The 23,725-nt window shown below is 47.6% G+C and carries 42 protein-coding genes; 30 read left to right on the forward strand and 12 right to left on the reverse strand.

What is annotated here, in order from left to right; all coding sequences use genetic code 11:
• Positions 1–2 precede the first annotated feature (2 nt).
• From C1192_RS23610 to C1192_RS23660, 12 genes are all read right to left on the reverse strand, one after another.
• Positions 3–434: a YfdS family phage-associated protein gene (locus C1192_RS23610; RefSeq protein WP_038355547.1), complete on the reverse strand. Its 432-nt coding sequence runs from the start codon at positions 432–434 to the stop codon at positions 3–5.
• Entirely contained in the window at positions 431–595 is a 165-nt protein-coding gene (locus C1192_RS23615; RefSeq protein WP_001214456.1) for a DUF2737 family protein, read from the reverse strand. The genes C1192_RS23610 and C1192_RS23615 overlap by 4 nt, the downstream gene beginning before the upstream one ends.
• Positions 596–611: 16 nt before the next feature.
• Positions 612–926 (reverse strand): hypothetical protein, encoded by a 315-nt coding sequence (locus C1192_RS23620; RefSeq protein WP_000753556.1) that lies wholly within the window; start codon positions 924–926, stop codon positions 612–614.
• Positions 927–937: 11 nt separating this feature from the next.
• Entirely contained in the window at positions 938–1,420 is a 483-nt protein-coding gene (locus C1192_RS23625) for a siphovirus Gp157 family protein (protein WP_000041322.1), read from the reverse strand.
• Entirely contained in the window at positions 1,404–2,306 is a 903-nt protein-coding gene (locus C1192_RS23630; protein ID WP_038355546.1) for a RecT family recombinase, read from the reverse strand. Before C1192_RS23630 ends, C1192_RS23625 begins: the two co-directional genes overlap by 17 nt.
• Positions 2,303–2,611 carry a hypothetical protein gene (locus C1192_RS23635; RefSeq protein ID WP_000604110.1) on the reverse strand — a complete coding sequence of 103 codons (309 nt, stop codon included), beginning with the start codon at positions 2,609–2,611 and terminating at the stop codon, positions 2,303–2,305. The genes C1192_RS23630 and C1192_RS23635 overlap by 4 nt, the downstream gene beginning before the upstream one ends.
• A gap of 84 nt (positions 2,612–2,695) precedes the next feature.
• Complete coding sequence (locus tag C1192_RS25365) at positions 2,696–2,866, reverse strand: hypothetical protein (protein WP_001183771.1); 171 nt, start codon at positions 2,864–2,866, stop codon at positions 2,696–2,698.
• Positions 2,867–2,941: 75 nt separating this feature from the next.
• The gene (locus C1192_RS23640) at positions 2,942–3,253 is read right to left on the reverse strand and encodes a superinfection exclusion protein (RefSeq protein ID WP_000776961.1); all 312 of its coding nucleotides are present in this window, start codon (positions 3,251–3,253) and stop codon (positions 2,942–2,944) included.
• A 187-nt stretch (positions 3,254–3,440) separates the two neighbouring features.
• A complete protein-coding gene (locus tag C1192_RS23645) occupies positions 3,441–3,806 on the reverse strand; it encodes a hypothetical protein (RefSeq protein ID WP_038355545.1) in 366 nt (121 codons plus the stop codon).
• Positions 3,807–3,814: 8 nt separating this feature from the next.
• Positions 3,815–4,147: an antitermination protein N gene (locus C1192_RS26235; protein WP_023146901.1), complete on the reverse strand. Its 333-nt coding sequence runs from the start codon at positions 4,145–4,147 to the stop codon at positions 3,815–3,817.
• Positions 4,148–4,499: 352 nt separating this feature from the next.
• The gene (locus tag C1192_RS23655) at positions 4,500–4,811 is read right to left on the reverse strand and encodes a hypothetical protein (RefSeq protein ID WP_241482968.1); all 312 of its coding nucleotides are present in this window, start codon (positions 4,809–4,811) and stop codon (positions 4,500–4,502) included.
• A gap of 89 nt (positions 4,812–4,900) precedes the next feature.
• Positions 4,901–5,533, reverse strand: a complete 633-nt coding sequence (locus C1192_RS23660) for a LexA family protein (protein WP_000028392.1) — start codon at positions 5,531–5,533, stop codon at positions 4,901–4,903.
• Positions 5,534–5,639: 106 nt separating this feature from the next.
• Between C1192_RS23660 and C1192_RS23665 the strand changes: the two genes are divergently transcribed.
• The 30 genes from C1192_RS23665 (at position 5,640) to C1192_RS23815 (ending at position 23,723) form a co-directional block, all read left to right on the forward strand.
• Positions 5,640–5,855: a helix-turn-helix domain-containing protein gene (locus C1192_RS23665; RefSeq protein ID WP_001194218.1), complete on the forward strand. Its 216-nt coding sequence runs from the start codon at positions 5,640–5,642 to the stop codon at positions 5,853–5,855.
• Positions 5,856–5,974: 119 nt separating this feature from the next.
• Entirely contained in the window at positions 5,975–6,268 is a 294-nt protein-coding gene (locus C1192_RS23670) for a CII family transcriptional regulator (RefSeq protein WP_000251073.1), read from the forward strand.
• A gap of 32 nt (positions 6,269–6,300) precedes the next feature.
• A complete protein-coding gene (locus tag C1192_RS23675; protein WP_000166207.1) occupies positions 6,301–6,447 on the forward strand; it encodes a DUF2740 family protein in 147 nt (48 codons plus the stop codon).
• Positions 6,440–7,273, forward strand: a complete 834-nt coding sequence (locus C1192_RS23680; RefSeq protein ID WP_038355543.1) for a hypothetical protein — start codon at positions 6,440–6,442, stop codon at positions 7,271–7,273. The genes C1192_RS23675 and C1192_RS23680 overlap by 8 nt, the downstream gene beginning before the upstream one ends.
• Entirely contained in the window at positions 7,263–8,699 is a 1,437-nt protein-coding gene (locus C1192_RS23685) for a DnaB-like helicase C-terminal domain-containing protein (protein ID WP_000131484.1), read from the forward strand. Before C1192_RS23680 ends, C1192_RS23685 begins: the two co-directional genes overlap by 11 nt.
• Before the next feature lie 76 nt (positions 8,700–8,775).
• Complete coding sequence (locus tag C1192_RS23690) at positions 8,776–9,216, forward strand: recombination protein NinB (protein ID WP_000736903.1); 441 nt, start codon at positions 8,776–8,778, stop codon at positions 9,214–9,216.
• Entirely contained in the window at positions 9,213–10,085 is an 873-nt protein-coding gene (locus tag C1192_RS23695) for a phosphoadenosine phosphosulfate reductase domain-containing protein (RefSeq protein WP_038355542.1), read from the forward strand. The genes C1192_RS23690 and C1192_RS23695 overlap by 4 nt, the downstream gene beginning before the upstream one ends.
• On the forward strand, positions 10,085–10,255 hold the full coding sequence (gene ninD / locus C1192_RS23700; protein WP_223368622.1) for a protein NinD: 171 nt from the start codon (positions 10,085–10,087) through the stop codon (positions 10,253–10,255). The genes C1192_RS23695 and ninD overlap by 1 nt, the downstream gene beginning before the upstream one ends.
• Positions 10,222–10,398, forward strand: a complete 177-nt coding sequence (locus C1192_RS23705) for a NinE family protein (RefSeq protein WP_000113772.1) — start codon at positions 10,222–10,224, stop codon at positions 10,396–10,398. Before ninD ends, C1192_RS23705 begins: the two co-directional genes overlap by 34 nt.
• Positions 10,399–10,400: 2 nt before the next feature.
• The gene (locus C1192_RS23710) at positions 10,401–10,760 is read left to right on the forward strand and encodes a phage protein NinX family protein (protein WP_000386657.1); all 360 of its coding nucleotides are present in this window, start codon (positions 10,401–10,403) and stop codon (positions 10,758–10,760) included.
• On the forward strand, positions 10,760–10,936 hold the full coding sequence (locus tag C1192_RS23715; protein ID WP_000950973.1) for a protein NinF: 177 nt from the start codon (positions 10,760–10,762) through the stop codon (positions 10,934–10,936). Before C1192_RS23710 ends, C1192_RS23715 begins: the two co-directional genes overlap by 1 nt.
• Positions 10,929–11,198 (forward strand): hypothetical protein, encoded by a 270-nt coding sequence (locus C1192_RS23720; protein WP_001279421.1) that lies wholly within the window; start codon positions 10,929–10,931, stop codon positions 11,196–11,198. Before C1192_RS23715 ends, C1192_RS23720 begins: the two co-directional genes overlap by 8 nt.
• Positions 11,198–11,809 carry a recombination protein NinG gene (locus tag C1192_RS23725; protein WP_038355541.1) on the forward strand — a complete coding sequence of 204 codons (612 nt, stop codon included), beginning with the start codon at positions 11,198–11,200 and terminating at the stop codon, positions 11,807–11,809. The genes C1192_RS23720 and C1192_RS23725 overlap by 1 nt, the downstream gene beginning before the upstream one ends.
• Positions 11,806–12,012, forward strand: a complete 207-nt coding sequence (locus tag C1192_RS23730) for a phage NinH family protein (protein ID WP_000144614.1) — start codon at positions 11,806–11,808, stop codon at positions 12,010–12,012. Before C1192_RS23725 ends, C1192_RS23730 begins: the two co-directional genes overlap by 4 nt.
• On the forward strand, positions 11,990–12,655 hold the full coding sequence (locus C1192_RS23735) for a serine/threonine protein phosphatase (protein WP_038355540.1): 666 nt from the start codon (positions 11,990–11,992) through the stop codon (positions 12,653–12,655). The genes C1192_RS23730 and C1192_RS23735 overlap by 23 nt, the downstream gene beginning before the upstream one ends.
• Positions 12,652–13,275 carry an antitermination protein gene (locus C1192_RS23740; protein ID WP_038355539.1) on the forward strand — a complete coding sequence of 208 codons (624 nt, stop codon included), beginning with the start codon at positions 12,652–12,654 and terminating at the stop codon, positions 13,273–13,275. The genes C1192_RS23735 and C1192_RS23740 overlap by 4 nt, the downstream gene beginning before the upstream one ends.
• Before the next feature lie 444 nt (positions 13,276–13,719).
• Positions 13,720–13,914: a phage holin family protein gene (locus tag C1192_RS23750; protein ID WP_001360173.1), complete on the forward strand. Its 195-nt coding sequence runs from the start codon at positions 13,720–13,722 to the stop codon at positions 13,912–13,914.
• Complete coding sequence (gene rrrD, locus C1192_RS23755; RefSeq protein WP_038355561.1) at positions 13,892–14,389, forward strand: lysozyme RrrD; 498 nt, start codon at positions 13,892–13,894, stop codon at positions 14,387–14,389. The genes C1192_RS23750 and rrrD overlap by 23 nt, the downstream gene beginning before the upstream one ends.
• 88 nt (positions 14,390–14,477) lie before the next feature.
• Entirely contained in the window at positions 14,478–14,915 is a 438-nt protein-coding gene (locus C1192_RS23760; protein ID WP_038355538.1) for a lysis protein, read from the forward strand.
• 213 nt (positions 14,916–15,128) lie between these two features.
• On the forward strand, positions 15,129–15,671 hold the full coding sequence (locus tag C1192_RS23765) for a Rha family transcriptional regulator (protein ID WP_038355537.1): 543 nt from the start codon (positions 15,129–15,131) through the stop codon (positions 15,669–15,671).
• A 158-nt stretch (positions 15,672–15,829) separates the two neighbouring features.
• Positions 15,830–16,210: a Gp49 family protein gene (locus tag C1192_RS23770; protein ID WP_000999674.1), complete on the forward strand. Its 381-nt coding sequence runs from the start codon at positions 15,830–15,832 to the stop codon at positions 16,208–16,210.
• Between the two features lie 103 nt (positions 16,211–16,313).
• On the forward strand, positions 16,314–16,556 hold the full coding sequence (locus C1192_RS23775) for a DUF2560 family protein (RefSeq protein ID WP_038355536.1): 243 nt from the start codon (positions 16,314–16,316) through the stop codon (positions 16,554–16,556).
• Between the two features lies 1 nt (position 16,557).
• A complete protein-coding gene (locus tag C1192_RS23780) occupies positions 16,558–16,737 on the forward strand; it encodes a hypothetical protein (RefSeq protein WP_000091987.1) in 180 nt (59 codons plus the stop codon).
• A gap of 23 nt (positions 16,738–16,760) precedes the next feature.
• Positions 16,761–17,183: a terminase small subunit-like protein gene (locus tag C1192_RS23785; RefSeq protein WP_038355560.1), complete on the forward strand. Its 423-nt coding sequence runs from the start codon at positions 16,761–16,763 to the stop codon at positions 17,181–17,183.
• A complete protein-coding gene (locus C1192_RS23790) occupies positions 17,180–18,595 on the forward strand; it encodes a PBSX family phage terminase large subunit (RefSeq protein WP_038355535.1) in 1,416 nt (471 codons plus the stop codon). Before C1192_RS23785 ends, C1192_RS23790 begins: the two co-directional genes overlap by 4 nt.
• Before the next feature lies 1 nt (position 18,596).
• Entirely contained in the window at positions 18,597–20,795 is a 2,199-nt protein-coding gene (locus C1192_RS23795; protein ID WP_038355534.1) for a portal protein, read from the forward strand.
• Between the two features lie 90 nt (positions 20,796–20,885).
• On the forward strand, positions 20,886–21,779 hold the full coding sequence (locus C1192_RS23800) for a scaffolding protein (RefSeq protein ID WP_038355533.1): 894 nt from the start codon (positions 20,886–20,888) through the stop codon (positions 21,777–21,779).
• Positions 21,780–21,797: 18 nt separating this feature from the next.
• Positions 21,798–23,051: a P22 phage major capsid protein family protein gene (locus tag C1192_RS23805; protein WP_000013272.1), complete on the forward strand. Its 1,254-nt coding sequence runs from the start codon at positions 21,798–21,800 to the stop codon at positions 23,049–23,051.
• Positions 23,052–23,092: 41 nt separating this feature from the next.
• Positions 23,093–23,281, forward strand: a complete 189-nt coding sequence (locus C1192_RS23810; RefSeq protein ID WP_001462613.1) for a hypothetical protein — start codon at positions 23,093–23,095, stop codon at positions 23,279–23,281.
• Positions 23,262–23,723: a packaged DNA stabilization gp4 family protein gene (locus C1192_RS23815; RefSeq protein ID WP_001140510.1), complete on the forward strand. Its 462-nt coding sequence runs from the start codon at positions 23,262–23,264 to the stop codon at positions 23,721–23,723. The genes C1192_RS23810 and C1192_RS23815 overlap by 20 nt, the downstream gene beginning before the upstream one ends.
• Positions 23,724–23,725 lie beyond the last annotated feature (2 nt).

The raw sequence follows: 23,725 nt of genomic DNA on the forward strand, positions 1-23,725 counted from the left end.
GCTCACTGGTTGCCTCCTTTGCGAAGCTCAGCGGCGAAGGCTACTGCGTGATCATGATGTTCAAGTGTGTATGCACACTCAGCAAACATCTCCACACCCTGCGCCCGCACATCCGCCAGGAAAGCGTCGGTGGCTGGGATTTCAGTAACATCATCTTCCCATTCGCTAAACTCCTCACGACAAAAGTCATTAAATTCCTTCTCAGATTGCTTAAGCGAGGCATTTTCAGCAGCCATCTTCGCGCATTTAGCCTCAAGGTTATCAATCGTGATTCCAGCAGAACGACACTCCCGCAACGCCGTTTCCAGTTTTGATTCAAGTTCACCGAACTTACGGACAAGATATTCAGCGTTTGTTTCGTTAACCTTTAAATCTCGTGGGATGCATTTACCTTTCAGAAAACCATCCATCTCAATTAGTGACACTTGTTTCATTTCTTCCCACTCCGCCACATCGCATTCAGATATTTGTTTTGATTCACTGATGGAAACGAGTTTCGCTTAAGTAATTCCTCTCTCGATGGCATTGGCTTTACGCGTTGGCGAATAATCATTTCTGCCGGAAGAATGCCGGGATTGTATGCAAGCCCTCTCATGGTAAATTCCTCTTTGTTAATTTATTTGTATGCCTGTTCTCTCTTCATCGAGTTTTTTTAGCTTGTATCGCATAGCTCTCACTGAATAAATTGAGCGGCAGGTTGCAATTGCTATTTCTTCTGCGGAGAACTTACCGAAAAGTGATACTTCGGCTCTTGTCCATCGTCTTCCACGAAGTCGGCTAACAATGTCAGCGCCAATCCTTGTTGCTTTCGCCATTACTGCTTTTTCAGTCCTTTCCAGTTTTTCAGCGATAACTTCAACTGGCATTGTCGCCGCTACCTCGCGCAAGAAATCGACTTCCCATTTCTCCCATGGAGTCTTTTTCATAGTCGATACCGTTATTTGATAAGAAGTGAAGGTTTCCCAACTTTGAGTTGAGCGCCGGGGATATTTATTCCTGCTTTTAGTTGGTGTTTGATTGCCAGTTTGTCGGCTTTAATTGTCGTTTCAAACTCAACGTATTCAGGAGGAAGGGCGCTTGAGTCGATGATTTCTACAGTTTCTGACGGTTTGCGGATTGTTACCTGGTGAATACCTGCTCGAATCTTTTTCTTGCCAACCATTTCAAGCGATGACGCTATATACGCCATAATGCTATCAATCTTATTTTGAATTACTGCTGCTCGTTCATTCAGTGACTTTGCCTCTTCCTTGAGGCGTTCAGCATAACCAGACTCATTTTTAATAATGGCAAGAAGTTGCTCTATTTTATCGGTAAATTCTCCTTCCATGCCTTCTATTGTGTCAGCAATCATCTCTGGTTCTAAATCTGAATCCATCAATTTTGCGTATTCATTGGCAATTTCATACAGTTTGCTCACTGGCAACCTCCAGTTTCGCTTTGCATTCTATGTAAATGGCTTGTACGTTCTGCTGCAATTTCATTCCAGATGTCAGGCGATATGCTTCTGCAAAATATCGCTTCAAATCATCCATGTTTTCTGCCTGAGCCATTTCATCACAAAGAAGTTGTGCTTTATCCGTTATTTCCTGCTGGCGTATCCGTTCATCTTCGCGGATATCTTCCTCTGATTTGTGCGGCATAACTGGTTCCTGATGCATACCTTCATCTTCGTTAAGTAGGTGAATGGCATTATCCAGTCGCTGGGCTTTAGGCCAGTATTTGCTGGCGCGTTTAACTATTGTTTTACGCGCCATCTCTTCCCAGAATGTCTTCCACGGTCCATTCTTTGCCTTGCTCGTTGCTTCCACAGCTTTAATTTCTGCCAGACTCATTTCTTCAGTGAGGTAGTCACCATCTGCTGTTTTAACCGTACAATAACCACCAACAATAGAGCCTCGCTCACCAAATGCGTTGTATTTGTGGGTTGGTGCTGAATCAAGGCCGTTTGATTCATAGGTGTCGTTTGAGTACACCAGTTTGCATTGCCCCCACTTAATTGATCCTGTCGACTGTGCAAGGTGAAGTAATCCCATATAGCTGATATCAAGGCAAACCATGCCGTCGCGCGGAACCAGATAAGCCAGTTTGCTGGCCGGGTTTAAGGTGATGCCGATCGCCGCAACATTGATGATGGCGTTCTGTGCGCTGGTTGGATTTGCCAGTGCTGTTTTAGCCAGGTAATCATTTTTCTGGAAATACTGAATTGCAAACTGGCTTTCCTTAGCCCATGTCACCGTCTGTTCAGTCAATGCTCCGCAGAATAACTGCTCTTGCTGTTTAACGAATTCAACGATATTGCTCATGCTGCTTCTCCAAAAATGTGTCTGCGTTTGAATATTGCGAAGGCATATTCAGCCTTAACTCTTTCGGTTATTGCATCCCAGAACCATTCAGCGGCTTTTTCCTGATAGTTACAGTCATCATCTTCCAGCCAGTCGATAGCGTCCTTAGTGTGTTCATCTGGTTTATATGAGCGAAGCATTTCGCTTATTGGGTCGCAACGTTTGCAGAGGCGATCAACTTCACTGTTGATTCGTTCGTAATCTTCATCAGTAAAACTTGCGATTATTTGCGATATTTCACGCTTATCATTCAGAGTCAGAATCATCATCTTTCTCCTGTTCTTTGTGCTGATTGAGCATTTTGTTCATCTGACGAATGAATTCTTCGTCTGACCAGTTATCTGTAAAACTCATGGACGGCCTTGTTGTTTCAAAATATCCCAAAGCTTTTCGAGCAAGCTTTTCATTCTTGGTTGTTTAAAGTCTGCTCCGGTTAAAATGTTTTTTCGTGAATGCTGTACCGATAAAATCGGGTTGAAAGGGCGAACCGATGCCGCCCCTGCAATAGCGAACTGTTGCATAGGATGCTCCTTCTGTTTGATTGCATAACGAAAACGCCTCGAGTGAAGCGTTATTGGTATGCGGTAAAGCCGCGCTTAGGCGGCTGATGTTTCTTCTTTCAGGCTTTCGAGATATTTACGTGGGTCGTCGTAACATTGGCATTCGCTGTACCAATCCACCCAGCGATCAGTAAGCCCCATTTCTGATAAATCTTCATCGGTAAGGCTCTCATCCCACATCTCAAGGCCGTTAGCATTGCAGTAGTCAGGCTTGATGTTGTTGTCATACTGAAAGGCGTCATAATCAGCCAGTGCATCCATCAGGCGAACACCCTCTTCAACACTTGCCACTTCTACAATGAACGGCTTCATAGGTACTTGCGGGATATGCCAGACACGTAATTTCATATTTCCTCCGTCAAAAAAATTGCCCTCAATCTGAGGGCAAAGAAGATTTCCAATAATCAGAACAAGTCGGCTCCTGTTTAGTTACGAGCGACATTGCTCCGTGTATTCACTCGTTGGAATGAATACACAGTGCAGTGTTTATTCTGTTGTTTATGCCAAAAATAAAGGCCGACTATGCGGCCTAAAATTACTTAACCAATGATGCTGCATATTCGATAAGGTAAAGCTTTGGAGCTAGCCAAATTTTCAACCAGTCGAAATAATTGAAGAAAACAACAATAGAAGTAATCGCTATTCCTGATGTGACAAGTAGCGATAAAATAACGACATCCGCATCATCTCCTTTATTCCATGCAAAAATCATCAGATAAACACATGCTATAATCACCAATACACAGAGAGCCTGAATCCCAGCTGATGATACGGCGTGCCACATCAAAAGCTGATGTATGACATCAGGAATCTGTACTTGGCTAAATGAAACAGCCGCATCTATTCCATTGCTGGCTTTTTGCAGTAGTTCTACGAGAATCTTGTTTGCTTGTTCTTCCATATCTCACCTCAATCGTAATAAGCTGGAATTGATTTTCCGCGTTGCTTCTGGCGGCCTGAGCAAGTCACACCCATTTCACTGCGTGGCTTGCTGTACCATGTGCGCTGATTCTTGCGCTCAATACGTTGCAGGTTGCTTTCAATCTGTTCGTGGTATTCAGCCAGCACTGTAAGGTCTATCGGATTCAGTGCGCTTTCTACTCGTGATTTCGGTTTGCGATTCAGCGAGAGAATAGGGCGGTTAACTGGTTTTGCGCTTACCCCAACCAACAGGGGATTTGCTGCTTTCCATTGAGCCTGTTTCTCTGCGCGACGTTCGCGGCGGCGTGTTTGTGCATCCATCTGGATTCTCCTGTCAGTTAGCTTTGGTTGTGTGTGGGAGTCGTAGTCCTGAACGAAAACACCCCGCAATGGCACATTGGCAGCTAATCCGGATTCGCACTTCCGGCCAATGCTTCGTTTCGTATCACACACACACCAAAGCCTTCTGCTTTGAATGCTGCCCTTCTTCAGGGCTTAATTTTTAAGAGCATCACCTTCATGGTGGTTAGTGCGTCCTGCTGATGGCTTAAAATTACAAGAAAGATTGTATATTGTAAACAAGAAATATTGTAAAAATGGGCGTGAAAAACAAACTCCATTGTTTTTAAACGGAAAATAGTTTGTTTTTTGGCTGTCGAAATCGAGGTGAGGATTACTGGTTGCAGGTTCCGACTACATCACCAACAAAGGATTTGGTTGATGTAAGTTGTTGCATGCCTGGGATGTTCATTACTTTGGAGTAAAGAGCTTTTTTGTCAGTAGTGATTGACCAGGTTTCAACGGTTATTCCTCCTCCAGACTGGTATTCTCCTACCATAGTGTTCGATGACAAAGTAGTGTATTTCATCTCTGGATAGACACCAGAAACTGATTCATAAACTGATGATTTATCGCCATTTATTGTTACGTGGAAAACGGAATCTTCCGTGCTGTCTTTTGTAAACTCGTAACGATCGCCATTCATTGCCCCGTACCCGTGCAGGTTTGTGACAATCCAGCATTCAGAATTGGCGCTGGTAGTTAAGAGTATTGAGAGTAGCGCCGCAATCCTGATCATACGAATTTTACCCTCGCTTCCACGACAACACCGATAATCTTGCAGTTCCCGTTGATAGGAGTCATAGGCCATGAAGGATTCAGGCCTTTCAGGTACTTCTGACCGCCATCTATAACCAGTTTCTTGAATGTTGCTTCGTTCGCGTCAGTCAGTTTGGCTACAACAAGGCTTCCATTCACTGGCTCGCGTCCAGTATCTACTAACACCATATGACCTTCAGGGATGCTTTGACCTACAGGTGAGGTCATGGAATCACCTTCAACCTTCAGCCAGAATCCATCGCCTAATAAGTTAACGTCACTGTCATACCATTCATCAATGTCCTTGATATCGTAGGGTTCACAAGCTTCACACCACGAACCAGCTCTAACCATGCTAATCAATGGATATTTCCCTTTGGGCTCAACGTGCCCAACAAATCTAACATTCGAATCAGAGGTGCCATTGAGCAGCCAGTCAACACTTACGCCAAGAGCTGACGCAAGTTCTGGTAAAAAGCGTGGTCGCTTAGTTTTACCGTTTTCGAGCTGCTCTATAGACTGCTGGGTAGTCCCCACCTTTTGAGCAAGTTCAGCCTGGTTAAGTCCAAGCTGAATTCTTTTGCTTTTTACCCTGGAAGAAATACTCATAAGCCACCTCTGTTATTTACCCCCCCCAATCTTCACAAGAAAAACTGTATTTGACAAACAAGATACATTGTATGAAAATACAAGAAAGTTTGTTGATGGAGGCGATATGCAAACTCTTTCTGAACGCCTCAAGAAGAGGCGAATTGCGTTAAAAATGACGCAAACCGAACTGGCAACCAAAGCCGGTGTTAAACAGCAATCAATTCAACTGATTGAAGCTGGAGTAACTAAGCGGCCGCGCTTCTTGTTTGAGATTGCTATGGCGCTTAACTGTGATCCGGTTTGGTTACAGTACGGAACTAAACGCGGTAAAGCCGCTTAAGACATTCCCGCTCTTACACATCCCAGCCCTGAAAAAGGGCATCAAATTAAACCACACCTATGGTGTATGCATTTATTTGCATACATTCAATTAATTGTTATCTAAGGAAATACTTACATATGGTTCGTGCAAACAAACGCAACGAGGCTCTACGAATCGAGAGTGCGTTGCTTAACAAAATCGCAATGCTTGGAACTGAGAAGACAGCGGAAGCTGTGGGAGTTGATAAGTCGCAGATCAGCAGGTGGAAGAGGGATTGGATTCCAAAGTTCTCAATGCTGCTTGCTGTTCTTGAATGGGGTGTCGTCGACGACGACATGGCTCGATTGGCACGACAAGTTGCTTCGATTCTCACCAATAAAAAACGCCCGGCGGCAACCGAGCGTTCTGAACAAATCCAGATGGAGTTCTGAGGTCATTACTGGATCAATCCACAGGAGTCATTATGACAAAACAACTCAGTCCTTACCAGGACAAAATTCACAAACACATACTACGTGATCGCTTCCTGTCCAGCTTCAAGCAGCCTGGTCGATTCAGGGCTGAGTTGGAAAAAGTGAAGCTGATGCAGAAGGAGAAAGGTCATGAGTAACATATCTAATCTAGCCGAAGCCAGAGAGGCCAGAAGGCTCCAACAACCGCATCAAAGCAGCGGTAAGGGGTATGCCTTGCTGCACCGTAAAATTATGGATGTGCCGTTTTACAAGGATGCAGAAGCAGCGCATCTGTGGGTTCACTTAATCCTCAAAGCAAAGCATACGCCTGAGTATGTAATGACTGACGCAGGAGAAATTCTGGTAGGAAGAGGAAAGCTACTTGGCGGTAGAAACTCTCTGGCGTTTGAAACAGGACTCAAACCAGATCGCGTTCAGTACCTGCTTAGAAAGTTCAAAAAACTCGGCATGATTGACTGGGTTTCACACGGTAAATTCTCAGTTTTCTCGGTAGAGAAATATGACGATTATCAGTCAAATTTTGTACCAGCAGATTACCAGCAAATTACCACAGATAAAGAATATAATAATATTATCTCTAATACTGACGTATTAGAGAGTGCCACAGCAGACAAAAAGTCTGACAAGAAAAAACCTTCCGTTAGCTGTCAGGATGTTGTCGATGCTTACCACGAAATCCTTCCTGAAGCGCCAAGAATCCGCGCACTGAATGACAAGCGTAAAAACCAGATCCGAACGTTCTGGCGCAAAGCCGGAGTGATAACCCGCCAGCTTGACGGGCATGGGTTCACGATGCAGGACTGGAGAAATTATTTGAGCTACGTAGGCGAAAATTGCCGATGGATGTTCGAAGAACGCCCAAACCATCAACGCGGAACCGTCTGGCACAAAAAGGGATTTGATTTCCTGCTTAACGACAATACCTACCTGAAAGTTCGTGAGGGTGAACACGATGACCGATAATTTTTATGCGCCGCCCCATAGCATCGAGGCAGAGCAGGCGGTGATTGGTGGATTGCTTCTGGATGATGACAGCAGTGAGCGCGTCCAGAAAGTTCTGGCGATGCTGAAGCCTGATTCATTTTACAGCCGACCACACAAAATCATTTTCGAAGAAATAACCAGAATGCACCGGGAGCAAAAGCCAGTAGATGGCCTGACGCTTTTCGATGAACTGGAGCGTAAATCGTTAACGGCGTCTGTTGGCGGTTTTGCTTATATCGCTGAGATCGCAAAGAACACGCCAAGCGCCGCAAACATCGTTGCCTATGCAATGCAGGTTCGCGAAACCGCAATGGAACGCTACGCCATCAACCGCATGACTGAAGCGACGGAATTGCTCTATTCCCGCAACGGAATGACTGCGACGCAGAAGTACGAAGCTATTCAGGCGATTTTCACGCAACTGACAGACCATGCAAAAACCGGATCGCGTCGCGGCCTTCGCTCATTTGGTGAGGTCATGGAAGACTGGGTTAGCGACCTTGAGAAGCGATTTGACCCGTCAGGCGAACAACGAGGAATGAGCACAGGGATCCCATCGCTGGACAGGATGCTGTCACCGAAAGGTCTGGTGAAAGGCTCTCTGTTTGTCATTGGCGCTCGCCCTAAGATGGGGAAAACGACGCTATACAGCCAGATGGCAATCAACTGCGCAGTGCATGAGAAAAAGCCCGCTCTGATGTTCAGCCTTGAAATGCCAGGTGACCAGATACTGGAAAAACTGGTAGGACAGAAGTCAGGTGTTAACCCGAATATTTTTTACCTTCCGGCGACAAATGACGCTGATGACGGCTATCAGGGTGATTACGATGGTGACTTCAACAGGGCGATCGAAACAGCCAATCGCTTGAGTGAAATCGACCTGCTTTACATCGACGACACGCCGGGATTATCTCTGGCTCAAATCGTCAGCGAAAGCCGTCGAATCAAGCGAGAAAAAGGATGTGTTGGCATGATTCTGGTCGATTACCTGACACTAATGACCGCAGAGAAGGCTGATCGCAACGACCTTGCTTACGGCATGATCACCAAAGGACTGAAGAACCTTGCCAAAGAGCTTGATTGCGTTGTTGTGCTTCTGACACAGCTTAACCGCGCACTGGAAAGCCGAACCAATAAACGCCCATTACCAAGTGACTCACGAGATACAGGGCAGATTGAACAGGATTGCGATTATTGGGTGGGGATCCATCGTGAAGGTGCTTTTGATGACAGTGTTCCACCTGGTGAAACCGAACTAATCCTTCGTCTCAATCGTCATGGCAATACCGGCACGGTGTATTGCATTCAGGCAAATGGCGCTATTTATGACACAGACCAACAGTCTGCTGAAATGCGCCGCCGTGAACGTGAGGAACCGCAGTCCAAGAAGAAAGGAGGATTCTGATGACCATCTACATCACTGAGCTAATAACAGGCCTGCTGGTAATCGCAGGCCTTTTTATTTGGGGGAGAGGGAAGTCATGAAAAAACTAACCTTTGAAATTCGATCTCCTGCACATCAGCAAAACGCTATTCACGCAGTACAGCAAATCCTTCCAGACCCAACCAAACCAATCGTAGTAACCATTCAGGAACGCAACCGCAGCTTAGACCAAAACAGGAAGCTATGGGCCTGCTTAGGTGACGTCTCTCGTCAGGTTGAATGGCATGGTCGCTGGCTGGATGCAGAAAGCTGGAAGTGTGTGTTTACCGCAGCATTAAAGCAGCAGGATGTTGTTCCTAACCTTGCCGGGAATGGCTTTGTGGTAATAGGCCAGTCAACCAGCAGGATGCGTGTAGGCGAATTTGCGGAGCTATTAGAGCTTATACAGGCATTCGGTACAGAGCGTGGCGTTAAGTGGTCAGACGAAGCGAGACTGGCTCTGGAGTGGAAAGCGAGATGGGGAGACAGGGCTGCATGATAAATGTCGTTAGTTTCTCCGGTGGCAGGACGTCAGCATATTTGCTCTGGCTAATGGAGCAAAAGCGACGGGCAGGTGAAGACGTGCATTACGTTTTCATGGATACAGGTTGTGAACATCCAATGACATATCGGTTTGTCAGGGAAGTTGTGAAGTTCTGGGATATACCGCTCACCGTATTGCAGGTTGATATCAACCCAGAGCTTGGGCAGCCAAATGGTTATACGGTATGGGAACCAAAGGATATTCAGACGCGACTGCCTGTTCTGAAGCCATTTATCGATATGGTAAAGAAATATGGCACTCCATACGTCGGCGGTGCGTTCTGCACTGACAGATTAAAACTCGTTCCCTTCACCAAATACTGTGATGACCATTTCGGGCGAGGGAATTACACCACGTGGATTGGCATCAGAGCTGATGAACCGAAGCGGCTAAAGCCAAAGCCTGGAATCAGATATCTTGCTGAACTGTCAGACTTTGAGAAGGAAGATATCCTCGCATGGTGGAAGCAACAACCATTCGATTTGCAAATACCGGAACATCTCGGTAACTGCATATTCTGCATTAAAAAATCAACGCAAAAAATCGGACTTGCCTGCAAAGATGAGGAGGGATTGCAGCGTGTTTTTAATGAGGTCATCACGGGATCGCATGTGCGTGACGGACATCGGGAAACACCAAAGGAGATTATGTACCGAGGAAGAATGTCGCTGGACGGTATCGCGAAAATGTATTCAGAAAATGATTATCAAGCCCTGTATCAGGACATGGTACGAGCTAAAAGATTCGATACCGGCTCTTGTTCTGAGTCATGCGAAATATTTGGAGGGCAGCTTGATTTCGACTTCGGGAGGGAGGCTGCATGATGCGATGTTATCGGTGCGGTGAATGCAAAGAAGATAACCGCTTCCGACCAAACCAACCTTACTGGAATCGATGGTGTCTCCGGTGTGAAAGAACACCAACAGGGGTGTTACCACTACCGCAGGAAAAGGAGGACGTGTGGCGAGACAGCGACGAAGTATCACCGACATAATCTGTGAAAACTGCAAATACCTTCCAACGAAACGCTCCAGAAATAAACGCAAGCCAATCCCAAAAGAATCTGACGTAAAAACCTTCAATTACACGGCTCATCTGTGGGATATCCGGTGGCTAAGACATCGTGCGAGGAAATGACAATGGATTATTCACAGTTAAGTGATTTTGAAATTAACGTGGCGGTATTCGAAGCCATTCATAACGGATCACCGGATTACAAAGAAGGTGAGAATGGCGATATGGTGTTTGTCTCATTTGAGGGAGACATTGTAAACGGAGACGCAGTTGAAGTAGAGGTTGAGCGCGGATCCTTTAACCCATGCGCAAACCCAGCAGACGCATGGCCGATTATTGAAAAATACAGGATTAGCATTATCAATCTCGATGAAGACGAGTGGGGTGCACGTGGTGTGGCCTACTGTAAATCTAAGCGAGCTATACATGAAAATCCCCTCCGCGCCGCCATGATTGTCTTTCTCATGATGCAGAGAATCCAATAATGCTTAGCCCATCCCAATCCCTTCAATACCAGAAAGAAAGCGTCGAGCGAGCTTTAACGTGCGCTAACTGCGGTCAGAAACTGCATGTGCTGGAAGTTCACGTGTGCTCCGATTGCTGCGCAGAACTGATGAGCGATCCGAATAGCTCAATGTACGAGGAAGAAGACGATGAGTGATTTCTCTGAGCTTATTTCCTTCAAAAAAGACAGAGAAGAAATGCGTACTGAATCTGTCTATTACGTTCAACACCGGAATAAACGCTCGGTGCTTGATCAGGAGCTGGTTATTACCGGAGACCTTGCATTCAGAACATATAAGGCCAGCATGGAAATGAAGGATTTCCCTAAATGTGGTTCTGAAAGAGAAGCCGCGTTAAAGCTGGCAGAGTGGATGCAGAGAATGGCTGCTGCAATTGAGAATTACTGGAGCGAACCATAATGGCTAAACCAGCGCGAAGACGATGTAAAAACGAAGAATGTCGGGAATGGTTTCACCCTGCATTCGCTAATCAGTGGTGGTGTTCTCCAGAGTGTGGAACAAAGATAGCACTCGAACGACGAAGCAAAGAACGCGAAAAAGCGGAAAAAGCAGCAGAGAAGAAACGACGACGAGAGGAGCAGAAACAGAAAGATAAACTTAAGATTCGAAAACTCGCCTTAAAGCCCCGCAGTTACTGGATTAAACAAGCCCAACAAGCCGTAAACGCCTTCATCAGAGAAAGAGACCGCGACTTACCATGTATCTCATGCGGAACGATCACGTCTGCTCAGTGGGATGCCGGACATTACCGGACAACTGCTGCGGCACCTCAACTCCGATTTGATGAACGCAATATTCACAAGCAATGCGTGGTGTGCAACCAGCACAAAAGCGGAAATCTCGTTCCGTATCGCGTCGAACTGATTAGCCGCATCGGGCAGGAAGCAGTAGACGAAATCGAATCAAACCATAACCGCCATCGCTGGACTATCGAAGAGTGCAAGGCGATCAAGGCAGAGTACCAACAGAAACTCAAAGACCTGCGAAATAGCAGAAGTGAGGCCGCATGACGTTCTCAGTAAAAACCATTCCAGACATGCTCGTTGAAGCATACGGAAACCAGACAGAAGTAGCACGCAGACTGAAATGTAGTCGCGGCACGGTCAGAAAATACGTTGATGATAAAGACGGGAAAATGCACGCCATCGTCAACGACGTTCTTATGGTTCATCGCGGATGGAGTGAAAGAGATGCGCTATTACGAAAGAATTGATGGCAGCAAATACCGAAATATTTGGGTAGTTGGCGATCTGCACGGATGCTACACGAACCTGATGAAAAAACTGGAGACGATAGGATTCGACACCAAAAAAGACCTGCTTATCTCGGTTGGCGATTTGGTCGATCGCGGTACAGAGAACGTCGAATGTCTGGAATTAATCACATTCCCCTGGTTCCGAGCTGTACGTGGAAACCATGAGCAAATGATGATTGATGGCTTATCAGAGCGTGGAAACGTCAATCACTGGCTGTTTAATGGCGGTGGCTGGTTCTTTAATCTCGATTACGACAAAGAAATTCTGGCTAAAGCTCTTGCCCATAAAGCAGATGAACTTCCGTTAATCATTGAACTGGTGAGCAAAGGTAAAAAATATGTCATCTGCCACGCCGATTATCCTTGTGACGAATACGAGTTTGGAAAGCCAGTTGATCATCAGCAGGTAATCTGGAACCGCGAACGAATCAGCAACTCACAAGACGGGATCGTAAAAGAAATCAAAGGAGCGGACACGTTCATCTTTGGTCATACGCCAGCAGTGAAACCACTCAAGTTTGCCAACCAGATGTATATAGATACCGGCGCAGTGTTCTGCGGAAACCTCACATTGATTCAGGTACAGGGAGAAGGCGCATGAGACTCGAAAGCGTAGCTAAATTTCATTCGCCAAAAAGCCCGATGATGAGCGACTCACCACGGGCTACGGCTTCTGACTCTCTTTCCGGTACTGATGTGATGGCTGCTATGGGGATGGCGCAATCACAAGCCGGATTCGGAATGGCTGCATTCTGTGGTAAGCACGAACTCAGCCAGAACGACAAACAAAAGGCTATCAACTATCTGATGCAATTTGCACACAAGGTATCGGGGAAATACCGTGGCGTGGCAAAGCTTGAAGGAAATACTAAGGCAAAGGTACTGCAAGTGCTCGCAACATTCGCTTATGCGGATTATTGCCGTAGTGCCGCGACGCCGGGAGCAAGGTGCAGAGATTGCCACGGTACAGGCCGTGCGGTTGATATAGCAAAAACAGAGCAGTGGGGGAGAGTTGTCGAGAAAGAGTGCGGAAGATGCAAAGGCGTCGGCTATTCAAGGATGCCAGCAAGCGCAGCATATCGCGCTGTGACGATGCTAATCCCAAACCTTACCCAACCCACCTGGTCACGCACTGTTAAGCCGCTGTATGACGCTCTGGTGGTGCAATGCCACAAGGAAGAGTCAAACGCAGACAACATTTTGAATACGGTCACACGTTAGCAGCATGATTGCCACGGATGGCAACATATTAACGGCATGATATTGACTTTTTGAATAAAGCTGGGTAAATTTGACTCAACGATGGATAAATGCACTCGTTAAATAAAGCCCTGAGTTAATAGCTCGGGGCTTTTTGCGTTTTAAGCACGACCTTTCTGAAAGCACATCAAACCAAATACCAGACAGACAAAAATAATCACCTTATCCGCTGTTGCTACGGTGCGGTGTGCTTTGCATAAAAGAAAACCAGCTCAATGGCTGGCTTCGTGAAAGCGGGTGGCATGAGGTTGTTAGCGCAACCTCATGCCGTTTTGCCCGTGCATATCGGTCACGAACAAATCTGATTACTAAACACAGTAGCCTGGATTTGTTCTATCAGTAATCGACCTTATTCCTAATTAAATAGAGCAAATCCCCTCAATGAAGGGGTAGAGCATGTACCGTATGGACAAAATCAGAGAATGGTTCAGTTACAGCTTCGGAGGACTGACTGCGATGGGTGGCATTCTCTCCCTGAATGACTGGGCTGTCATCATTGGTATTCTTTGTACTGTCGGCACATTTGGCATTAACTGGTACTACAAGCGCAAAGAGCGCGAGGACAGATTGAATGGCAATGTCACCGGCACTACGAAATAGCGTAATAGCGGCGATAAGTGGCGGGGCTATTGCTATAGCATCTGTGTTAATCACTGGACCGAGTGGTAACGATGGTCTGGAAGGTGTCAGCTACATACCATACAAAGATATTGTTGGTGTATGGACTGTATGCCACGGACACACCGGAAAAGACATCATGCTCGGTAAAACGTATACCGAAGCAGAATGCAAAGCCCTCCTGAATAAAGACCTTGCCACGGTCTCCAGACAAATTAACCCGTACATCAAAGTCGATATACCGGAAACAACGCGCGGCGCTCTTTACTCGTTCGTCTATAACGTGGGCACAGGCAATTTCAGAACATCGACGCTTCTTCGCAAAATAAACCAGGGCGATATCAAGGGCGCATGTGATCAGCTACGGCGCTGGACATACGCTGGCGGTAAGCAATGGAAAGGGCTGATGACCCGTCGTGAGATTGAGCGTGAAGTCTGTTTGTGGGGGCAACAATGAGCATGATTTGCTTTTTCATGGCAGCGTTGCTCGCATTGAATGGCAACGATGCGTGGCCGTGGTTTCTGGCCGTTGGGGTGTTGATGTCATGAGTCGGTTAACCGCGATTATCTCCGCTCTGGTTATCTGCATCATCGTCTGCCTGTTATGGGCTGTTAATCATTACCGTGCTAACGCCATGACCTACAAAGAGCAGCGTGATAAAGCCACGTACATCATCGCTGACATGCAGAAGCGTCAACGTGATGTAGCAGAACTCGACGCCAGATACACAAAGGAGCTTGCTGATGCTAACGCGACTATCGAAAGTCTCCGTGCTGATGTTTCTGCTGGGCGTAAGCGCCTGCAAGTCGCCGCCACCTGTGCAAAGTCAACGACCGGAGCCAGCAGCATGGGCGATGGAGAAATCCCAAGACTTACAGCAGATGCTGAACTCAATTATTACCGTCTCCGAAGTGGAATCGACAAGATAACCGCGCAGGTTAACTACCTGCAGGAGTACATCAGGACTCAGTGCTTAAAATAATTTTAACTTCACTGAAATTTAACAAGTGACTTTCAGGAAAATGCCTCGCAGAAGCGGGGATTTTTTATGTCCTCAGTAAATGCGCTTCACACGCGCGACTTATGAACACAGAGCCTTTCAGGATGACCCTTGAGGATGCCGGTTTGGTTATCGGTGCCTTTCTGTGGGCCGGAATCCTGTGTGACAAGGTTCATCACTAAAAGGTAATTACCGATGAATTATCCAACTATCGTTGACGGCATTGATTTCAAAGAACTGGTTTTTATTACCAACAATGACCCTGTCACCGATTCATTTATGGTGGCGAAAGTATTTCGTAAGCGACATGACAACGTTGTGCGTGATGTAGAAAGAACTATCGCTGCTTGTCCTGAAGAGTTTGATACAAAACTCAATTTTGAGGTTTGCTATAAAAACAATGAGTTACAGAATGGTAAGCCACAAAAATTCTATCGGCTACGTAAGGATGGGTTGATGCTTTTGGTTATGTCCTACACCAAAAAAGAAGCAATGCGTATCAAAATTGCTTACATCAACGCATTCAACTGGATGTACGCCATGCTTCAGGTTGGTCATCGTCAATTTGAAGAAGAGAGAAATGCCGTAATGCTGGAGTACATGAAAGAGAAGGATGTTGCCAGCATGTCAGGTCGCCTGCTCAATCGCTGGGGAAAAATTAAGAAGCCTCAGCTACTGGCGAGAATTGAACGCCTTGAACAGCACGGGCAAACCGTAATCCCCGGACTCACTAATTAACAGCAGTACCACGAAGCAACCCAAGCCAGTAAGTGGGGAAATAACACTGGCAGCCACTGAAAGATGAACCTCCTGCCTTATGGCAAAAAAGATTCTTTGTGGTGGCGGACTGATGGAAAGACATCCTAATCAAGCAACCACTCCACAGGGTCATAATTATGAACGACCAGCAAATCGAAAAAGAAATCGTTGAGAAAGGCAAAACGGCACCGCGAATCACCCCGCAGCACATCGAAGACGTGATTAAAAGCGAGCATTACTTTACTGCTTATGATGGACGAAATGGTGCCATTTCCAGCAACGAATATTGTGGCAGGGAAAAACCAGAAGAAGGCGATCGTGATTTATCACCATTGAAGTTGCTCACTTTCTGCGTACTGGTGCTGAAGAATGGCTTCACCGTCACCGGAGAGAGTGCCTGTGCAAGCCCGGAAAACTTTGATGCAGAAATTGGTCGGAAGATTGCCCGGCAAAATGCTGTAAACAAAATCTGGATGCTCGAAGGTTACTTGCTGAAGCAGAAGCTAAGCGAACAGTAGTTATTACAAAAGCCATTCCCTACAGAGTGGCTTTGATAATGGCTTATACCCTACACGGGATAACTTAACTGATATCCCTTTTAACGGATAAACGGAGCCAACAATGGCAGAGATTATTCCCATGACTGAAGAACAGAAATTCCAGCTAGAGATTTACAAACTGGTCATGAACCAGAACGCAGCCGCAGAGGAAGCATTTCAGTTCATTGGCACTGACGAGCTGAAGCTTGAGCTATTCAAAATTCACTTCCAGTCAGGCGGTGCAAATCCAGACTTCACATCTCGCACTATCGAAGCGGTGCGTAAATCGAAGGAAGCGTTAGACCTGTTCACCACCGGAGCATGATGTGAGCCGAGTAATCAATTTGGGTAAGGAGAAGAAATTCCCAATTACTCAAGAGCTATACGAGCGGCTGGAAAGCGTCATCCATGATTACGATGGTGAAATCAGTTTATGCGAGGCGATTGGCACACTTGAATTGCTGAAGCAGTCATTGATTGAAGGCGCAAAAGAGTCCTCAGCCTGAAATAACAACTAAGTGAGATGAATATGGCGACTGAACCAAAAGCTGGTCGCCCCTCTGATTATATGCCGGAGGTGGCTGACGATATCTGCTCGTTGCTTTCTTCTGGCGAAAGTTTGCTGAAAGTATGTAAGCGTCCTGGTATGCCGGATAAGTCCACTGTTTTCCGCTGGTTGGCAAAGCATGAGGATTTTCGCGACAAGTACGCGAAGGCAACTGAGGCACGAGCTGATTCTATTTTCGAAGAGATATTCGAAATTGCTGACAATGCGATTCCAGATGCTGCTGAAGTGGCAAAGGCAAGACTTCGCGTTGATACCCGCAAATGGGCGCTGGCCCGAATGAATCCCCGTAAGTATGGCGACAAGGTAACTAACGAGCTTGTCGGTAAGGACGGCGGCGCAATCCAGATTGAAACATCACCGATGAGCTCTCTATTCGGAAAATGACCTCGATTAATCCTATCTTTGAACCGTTCATTGAGGCGCATCGCTACAAAGTCGCCAAAGGCGGTCGAGGTAGCGGTAAATCATGGGCAATTGCGAGGCTGCTTGTTGAGGCGGCGCGTCGGCAGCCTGTGCGTATTCTCTGCGCTCGTGAACTGCAAAACAGTATCAGCGATTCGGTAATCCGGTTGCTTGAAGACACCATAGAGCGGGAAGGATATTCGGCTGAGTTTGAAATTCAGCGTTCAATGATTCGTCATCTCGGAACGAATGCTGAATTCATGTTCTACGGCATCAAAAACAACCCGACGAAGATTAAATCGCTCGAAGGCATTGATATCTGCTGGGTGGAAGAAGCGGAAGCGGTAACGAAGGAATCATGGGATATCCTGATACCAACCATCCGCAAGCCGTTTTCCGAAATATGGGTGAGCTTTAACCCGAAGAACATACTCGACGATACCTATCAGCGATTCGTCGTAAATCCTCCCGATGATATTTGTCTGCTGACGGTGAACTACACCGACAACCCGCATTTTCCTGAAGTTCTCCGTCTGGAGATGGAAGAGTGTAAACGCAGAAACCCGACACTGTATCGTCACATCTGGCTTGGTGAGCCAGTAAGCGCAAGTGATATGGCAATCATCAAACGTGAATGGCTTGAAGCCGCAACCGATGCGCACAAGAAACTCGGATGGAAAGCGAAGGGCGCGGTTGTTTCTGCGCATGACCCATCAGATACAGGGCCAGATGCTAAAGGTTATGCATCGCGTCACGGTTCGGTAGTTAAGCGCATTGCCGAAGGTCTGCTGATGGACATCAACGAGGGTGCTGACTGGGCTACTTCGCTGGCGATTGAAGACGGCGCTGACCACTACCTGTGGGATGGTGATGGTGTTGGTGCCGGGCTACGCAGACAGACAACGGAAGCGTTCTCCGGCAAGAAAATCACCGCCACGATGTTCAAGGGCAGCGAATCGCCATTCGATGAAGATGCTCCGTATCAGGCCGGAGCATGGGCTGATGAAGTCGTACATGGCGACAACGTTCGCACTATTGGCGATGTATTCCGCAATAAGCGAGCGCAATTCTATTATGCGCTGGCTGACAGGCTGTATCTGACATATCGGGCGGTTGTCCACGGTGAGTATGCAGACCCCGACGACATGCTGAGCTTCGACAAAGAAGCGATAGGCGAGAAGATGCTGGAGAAGCTGTTTGCAGAAATGACGCAGATTCAGCGCAAATTCAATAATAATGGGAAGCTGGAGCTTATGACTAAGGTCGAAATGAAGCAGAAGCTCGGTATTCCATCTCCTAACCTGGCTGATGCGCTGATGATGTGTATGCATTGCCCGGAGTCGGCTGCGCAACCCGACTATTCCAGTTACTCAATTCCTTGTGGTGTAGGTTGATATGGCAGAAAAAAAGATGACTGACTGGCATCGCAAGGTGCTGTGCAACTTTGATAATGCCTGGTCAGCAACGCAGGATATGCGTGAGCAGGTTATTGAGGCTCAACGTTTCGTCCGGGTGTCCGGCGCACAGTGGGAAGGCAGCACAAACGCTGGTTACTCATTTGATGAAGGCAGGTTTGAGCATTACCCGCGCTTTGAACTGAATAAGATTGCCCGTGAATGTGATCGCATCATTGGCGAGTATCGACAGAATCGCATCAGCGTTAAATTCAGGCCGAAGGACGATAAGGCATCGGAAGCGTTAGCCGAAAAGATGAATGGTAAATTCCGCGCTGACTATCAGGAAACATCCGGTGGTGAAGCGTGTGATAACGCATTTGATGATGCTGTAACGGGCGGATTCGGTTGTTTCCGCATGTGTGCCGATTACGAAGATGAAATGGATCCGAGTAACGAGCAGCGACGCATCAGCCTTCTTCCTGTTTACGACCCAGCGACATGCGTCTTCTTCGATCAGGACAGCAAGCAATATGACCGCTCTGATGCTATGTGGGCTATGGAAATGTTCTCCATGACGCCCAAAGCGTTCGAGGCTGAATACCCTGATTCCATCGCAGCAAGCCTTTCTCGTGATGACACTGGTACTCAGTATGACTGGTCAACGCCCGATGCCATCTATGTTGGACGCTACTACGAAGTTCGCATAGAGAAGGTGAAGCTCACGGCGTGGCGTAACCCTGTCAGCGGAGAAACGGCAATCTATGATGAAGAGCAAATCAAAGATATTGTCGACGAGCTGACCGATGGTGCATTCGAACTGATTGGCGAGCGAACGGTGAAGAAACGCCGAGTTTATTGCGGTCTTCTGTCTGGCGCTGAATGGCTGGAAGAACCGAAGCGTATTCCGGGTGAACATATTCCTCTCATCCCGGTATATGGGCGTCGCTCATTTGTTGATAATCAGGAGCGAATCGAAGGCCACGCAGCAAAAGCGATGGATGCACAGCGTCTTGAGAACCTGATGGTTTCCATGATTGCAGATAACGCTACTCAGGCTGGCGGAGATGGCATTCCTATCGTGGATGTTGATTTTATCCCCGGTCCATTAATGAATCACTGGGCGGAGAGGAATAAGAAAAGACCAGCCGTTCTTCCTATGACCAGCAAGAAGGACAAAAACGGAACAGTCATTTCAGAAGCTCAGGTTGCTGGCTGGACACCTCCGACACAAATGCCTCCAGCTCTTGCCGGGCTATTGCAGTACACCGGAACGGCTATTCAGCAAATTACAGGTGCGTCGCAGATTGAGAACATGCCGAGCAACGTCGCTACCGATACCGTTGATAGTATCTTTAACCGGATGGATACGCAGTCCTATATCTACATGGACAACATGGCTAAATCCATGCGTCGCGCTGGCGTTGTGTGGCTTTCTATGGCGCGTGAGGTCTATGGCAGTGATACGCCGATGCGTATCGTTAATGAGGACGGCAGCGATGACGTGGCGCTGATGACAGGTGAAGTGGTTGACCGTCAGACAGGGCAGGTTATCGCGCTTAACGACCTTTCGCAGGGTAACTATGAAGTGACTGTCGATGTCGGTCAGTCGTTCGCTACTCGCCGTGACGCAACGGTCAAGTCGTTACTTTCCATGCTGGCACTTATCCCACCAGGAACGCCGAAGCACGACCTTGTATCGTCGATGATTCTCGACAATATGGACGGCGAAGGGATGGACGACCTTAAAGAATACAACCGCAATCAGTTGCTTCTGTCTGGCGTTATCAAGCCGAGAACGCCTGAAGAACAGCAGATGGTTGAACAGGCGAAACAACAACAGGCCAGTCAGCCAGATCCGGCTATGGTTGCAGCGCAAGGTCAGCTTCTTGCTGGTCAGGCTGAATTGCAGAAAGCGCAGAACGAACAGGCAGCCATTCAGGTTAAAGCATTCCAGGCACAGACGGATGCTCAGGTTGCTGCGGCAAATGTTGTGAAAATCCTCGCATCTGCCGATAGCCAGCAAAAATCTGATATCCGTGAGGCGCTGAAACTGCTCGGACAGTTCCAGCAACAGCAAGGAGACAATGCCCGTGCTGATGCAGAGCTTGTCCTGAAAAGTCAGGCACAGGGCCATGCACAACGAATGGACATCAGCAGCATCCTGCAAAAATCAACCCAGCAACAACCACAGCAGTAATTAACCCATAACGTGCAATGGCTGTCTTTATGAGGCCTTGCACCCTATTGCCTTCCGATGGGCTGAACATCGAGTAAACAGGGGTAACAAATGAACCAGATGGCAGAAAACACACCAGAAGTTGAAATCGAAACCGACCCGTCAGAGCAGATTCCTGATGATGTCGAACTGGCTGAAGAAGTCGAAACAGAAGATGGCAGTGAGTCCTCCGGCAATGATGCAGAGGAAGCTACTGAAACTGATGACGACGAATCAGAACAGGAATTCTACTTTGGTGACGAAAAGCTGGATTCGCCAACCAGCGAAGATGGCGCTGAGCATGGACTGGTAAAACATCTGCGCAAGACGATTAAAGAGAAAGACCGCGAGCTGAAAGAGCTGATGCGTCAGTCTCAGAAACCCGTCGAGCAGCAGCCGGTAATCACTCAACCACCGCGAATGCCAAAACTGGATGATGAGGACATCGGTTTCGATGAAGAAATCTACCAGCAACGCATGGCTAAGTGGGCAGAGGATAACGGCAAGTACCAGCAACAGGAGATGGCTCGCAAGCAGAAGGAGCAGGAGCTTCAGGCTGCCTATCAAGAGCGATTATCCAAATATCAGCAACGTGTTAAGGCTCTCAAAGTTCCTAGCTATCAGGAAGCTGAGCAGGCCGTACTCGAGGAAATCCCCATCGAGACACAAAACGCGATCCTGTTTGAGTCAGAGAAGCCGGAAATCGTTGTTCTGGCACTCGGTCGCAACGCTGAACTGCGCAAGCAACTGGCAGAAGCTACCAACCCCGTAGCAATTGGTCGTCTGCTGGAACGTATCGAATCGAAGGCCAGAATCATGCCAAAAGCAAAAACCACGGCAGCCACAACCCCGACAGTTAAGGGGAGCAACGGCGCAGTAATCAATAACCTCGACAAACTGAAAGCCAAGGTGCTGGAAACTGGTGACTGGACGCCGTATTTCGCCGCTAAAAAGGCAAAAAAATAACCTATCGGAGCATTAAGCATGGCTAACCAATTAGCAAAAGACCTTGAAATCATGTTCGAAAACTACGTTGAAGGCTTTGAGGCCGCCTGCGTAGTTTCCCGTAACGCAAAAAAATTCCGTCCCGGTGATACAGCAATGCAGCGAGCAGGTGATGTTCTGTATCGTCCGCAGCATTACCACATGAACATTGAGGAAGGCCTCGACCTCAGCAGCAAAACGCCAACAGCACTGGTTCAGCGCCTTGTTCCTTCTGTGTTCAAGGAGCCGAAAAACATTCTGTACACTCTGGATGCGCGTGAAATGCGTGACCCGGAACATAAAACTGAAGCTGGTCGCGCCGCAGGTATGCGCCTTGCTGCGCAGATTGACTCGGACCTGATTTCCATGGTCACGCAGCGTGCTACTAACGTGATCACAATGGCTGACTCAACCACTGGTTCACAGGGCCGTGATTTGTGGAACTGTGCGGCAGGCATTGATGCCACCATGACGGCGATTGGTGTACCACAGGGTATCAACCGCCGCTCTTTCTGGAACCCCTTCAACTACAAAGACCTTGCTGGCGAGCTTGGTCACCGTGCCTATGCTCAGGGCGCAACCCTGACAGCATACGAAAAAGCGCAGATCCCTCCGGTTGCGTCCTTCGATAGCTACAAGACCGATATTTCTGGTCGTGTTCCGAAGGGTACAGCAACTTCCCTGACGCTGGCGGCTGAACCTGCGCACAAGGTTGAAGCGAAAGATGCCAACGATATGCCAGTGGATAACCGACAGGGGACTATTACGGTATCTGCATCTGGGTTGCAGGTTGGCGATGCGTTCACCATTGCTGGCGTGAATTCTGTACACCAGATCACCAAAGACACCACCGGGCAGCCGCAGGTATTCCGCGTTCTGGCAGTAAGCGGAACGACAGTAACTATCTCCCCGAAAATTCTGCCGCCTGACAACGCAGATGTCGCCAGCCGTCCATATGCAAACGTTGATGCTAACGCGGCAAATGGTGCAGCAATTACCATTCTCAACAAGAATGCCGCACCGGCTAACCTGTTCTGGGCTGATGGTTCTGTTGAGCTGATGTACGGCAAACTGGCGTTCCCGACTGGTCAGGGTCCACAGGTAATGACAGCAACCACCGAGCAGGGCGCTACGCTGATCATGTCTTACGCCTTCGACCACATCAAAGGCGTAACCACTGCGCGTTTCACCACCCTGTACGGTTGCTCTGTACTTGTTCCTGAATATACGGGCATCGTTATTGCCGGGCAGTAATTTTGGTGGGGCTTCGGCCCCATTTTTATTGGGAGAAGACAATGGCACGAACAATGCTCTATAAGCCTGGCAACATGATCACCTGTGGTCAGTTTGCTGTCGATTACATCATTGTTGATGACGAAGAAGTTAAATCTCACCTGAAAAAAGGCTGGGTAAAAACTCCTGAAGAAACCGCAACGAAGCATAAAGTGGCTAAGGCGGAAGAAGATGGCGAAAACGAAGGGTGATCTCGTTCTTAAGGCTTTACGAAAAGCCGGGCTGTATTCCAATGCCACGTTGACAGATGCTGACCCTCAGGCAATTGAAGATGCCATTAATGACCTCGAAGACATGATGGCAGCATGGCAGGCTAAAGGTATCGAGCTTGGATATCAGTTTGCTGATACAGAAAACGGCATCATGCCGTTACCTGACGATGATTCAGGTATCCCTGCATGGGCAAATGATGGCGTCGCTTTGAAACTCGCTGTGCAAGTGTGCATGGATAACGTCATTCAGCCGTCAGACGCTCTCCTTACCGCTGCTGACAGTGCATATCAGACAATCTGCATCGCTTTAACCAAAATACCACCACTTGAGCGGCGAAATGACATGCCTCGCGGTAGTGGTAACAAAAGCGCGTTTACGTGGAATCGGTTTTACATCGAGAAAGATGATCCGAGTACGTGAGG

The sequence above is a fragment of the Escherichia marmotae genome (assembly GCF_002900365.1).
GTDB classification, from domain to species: Bacteria; Pseudomonadota; Gammaproteobacteria; order Enterobacterales; family Enterobacteriaceae; genus Escherichia; species Escherichia marmotae.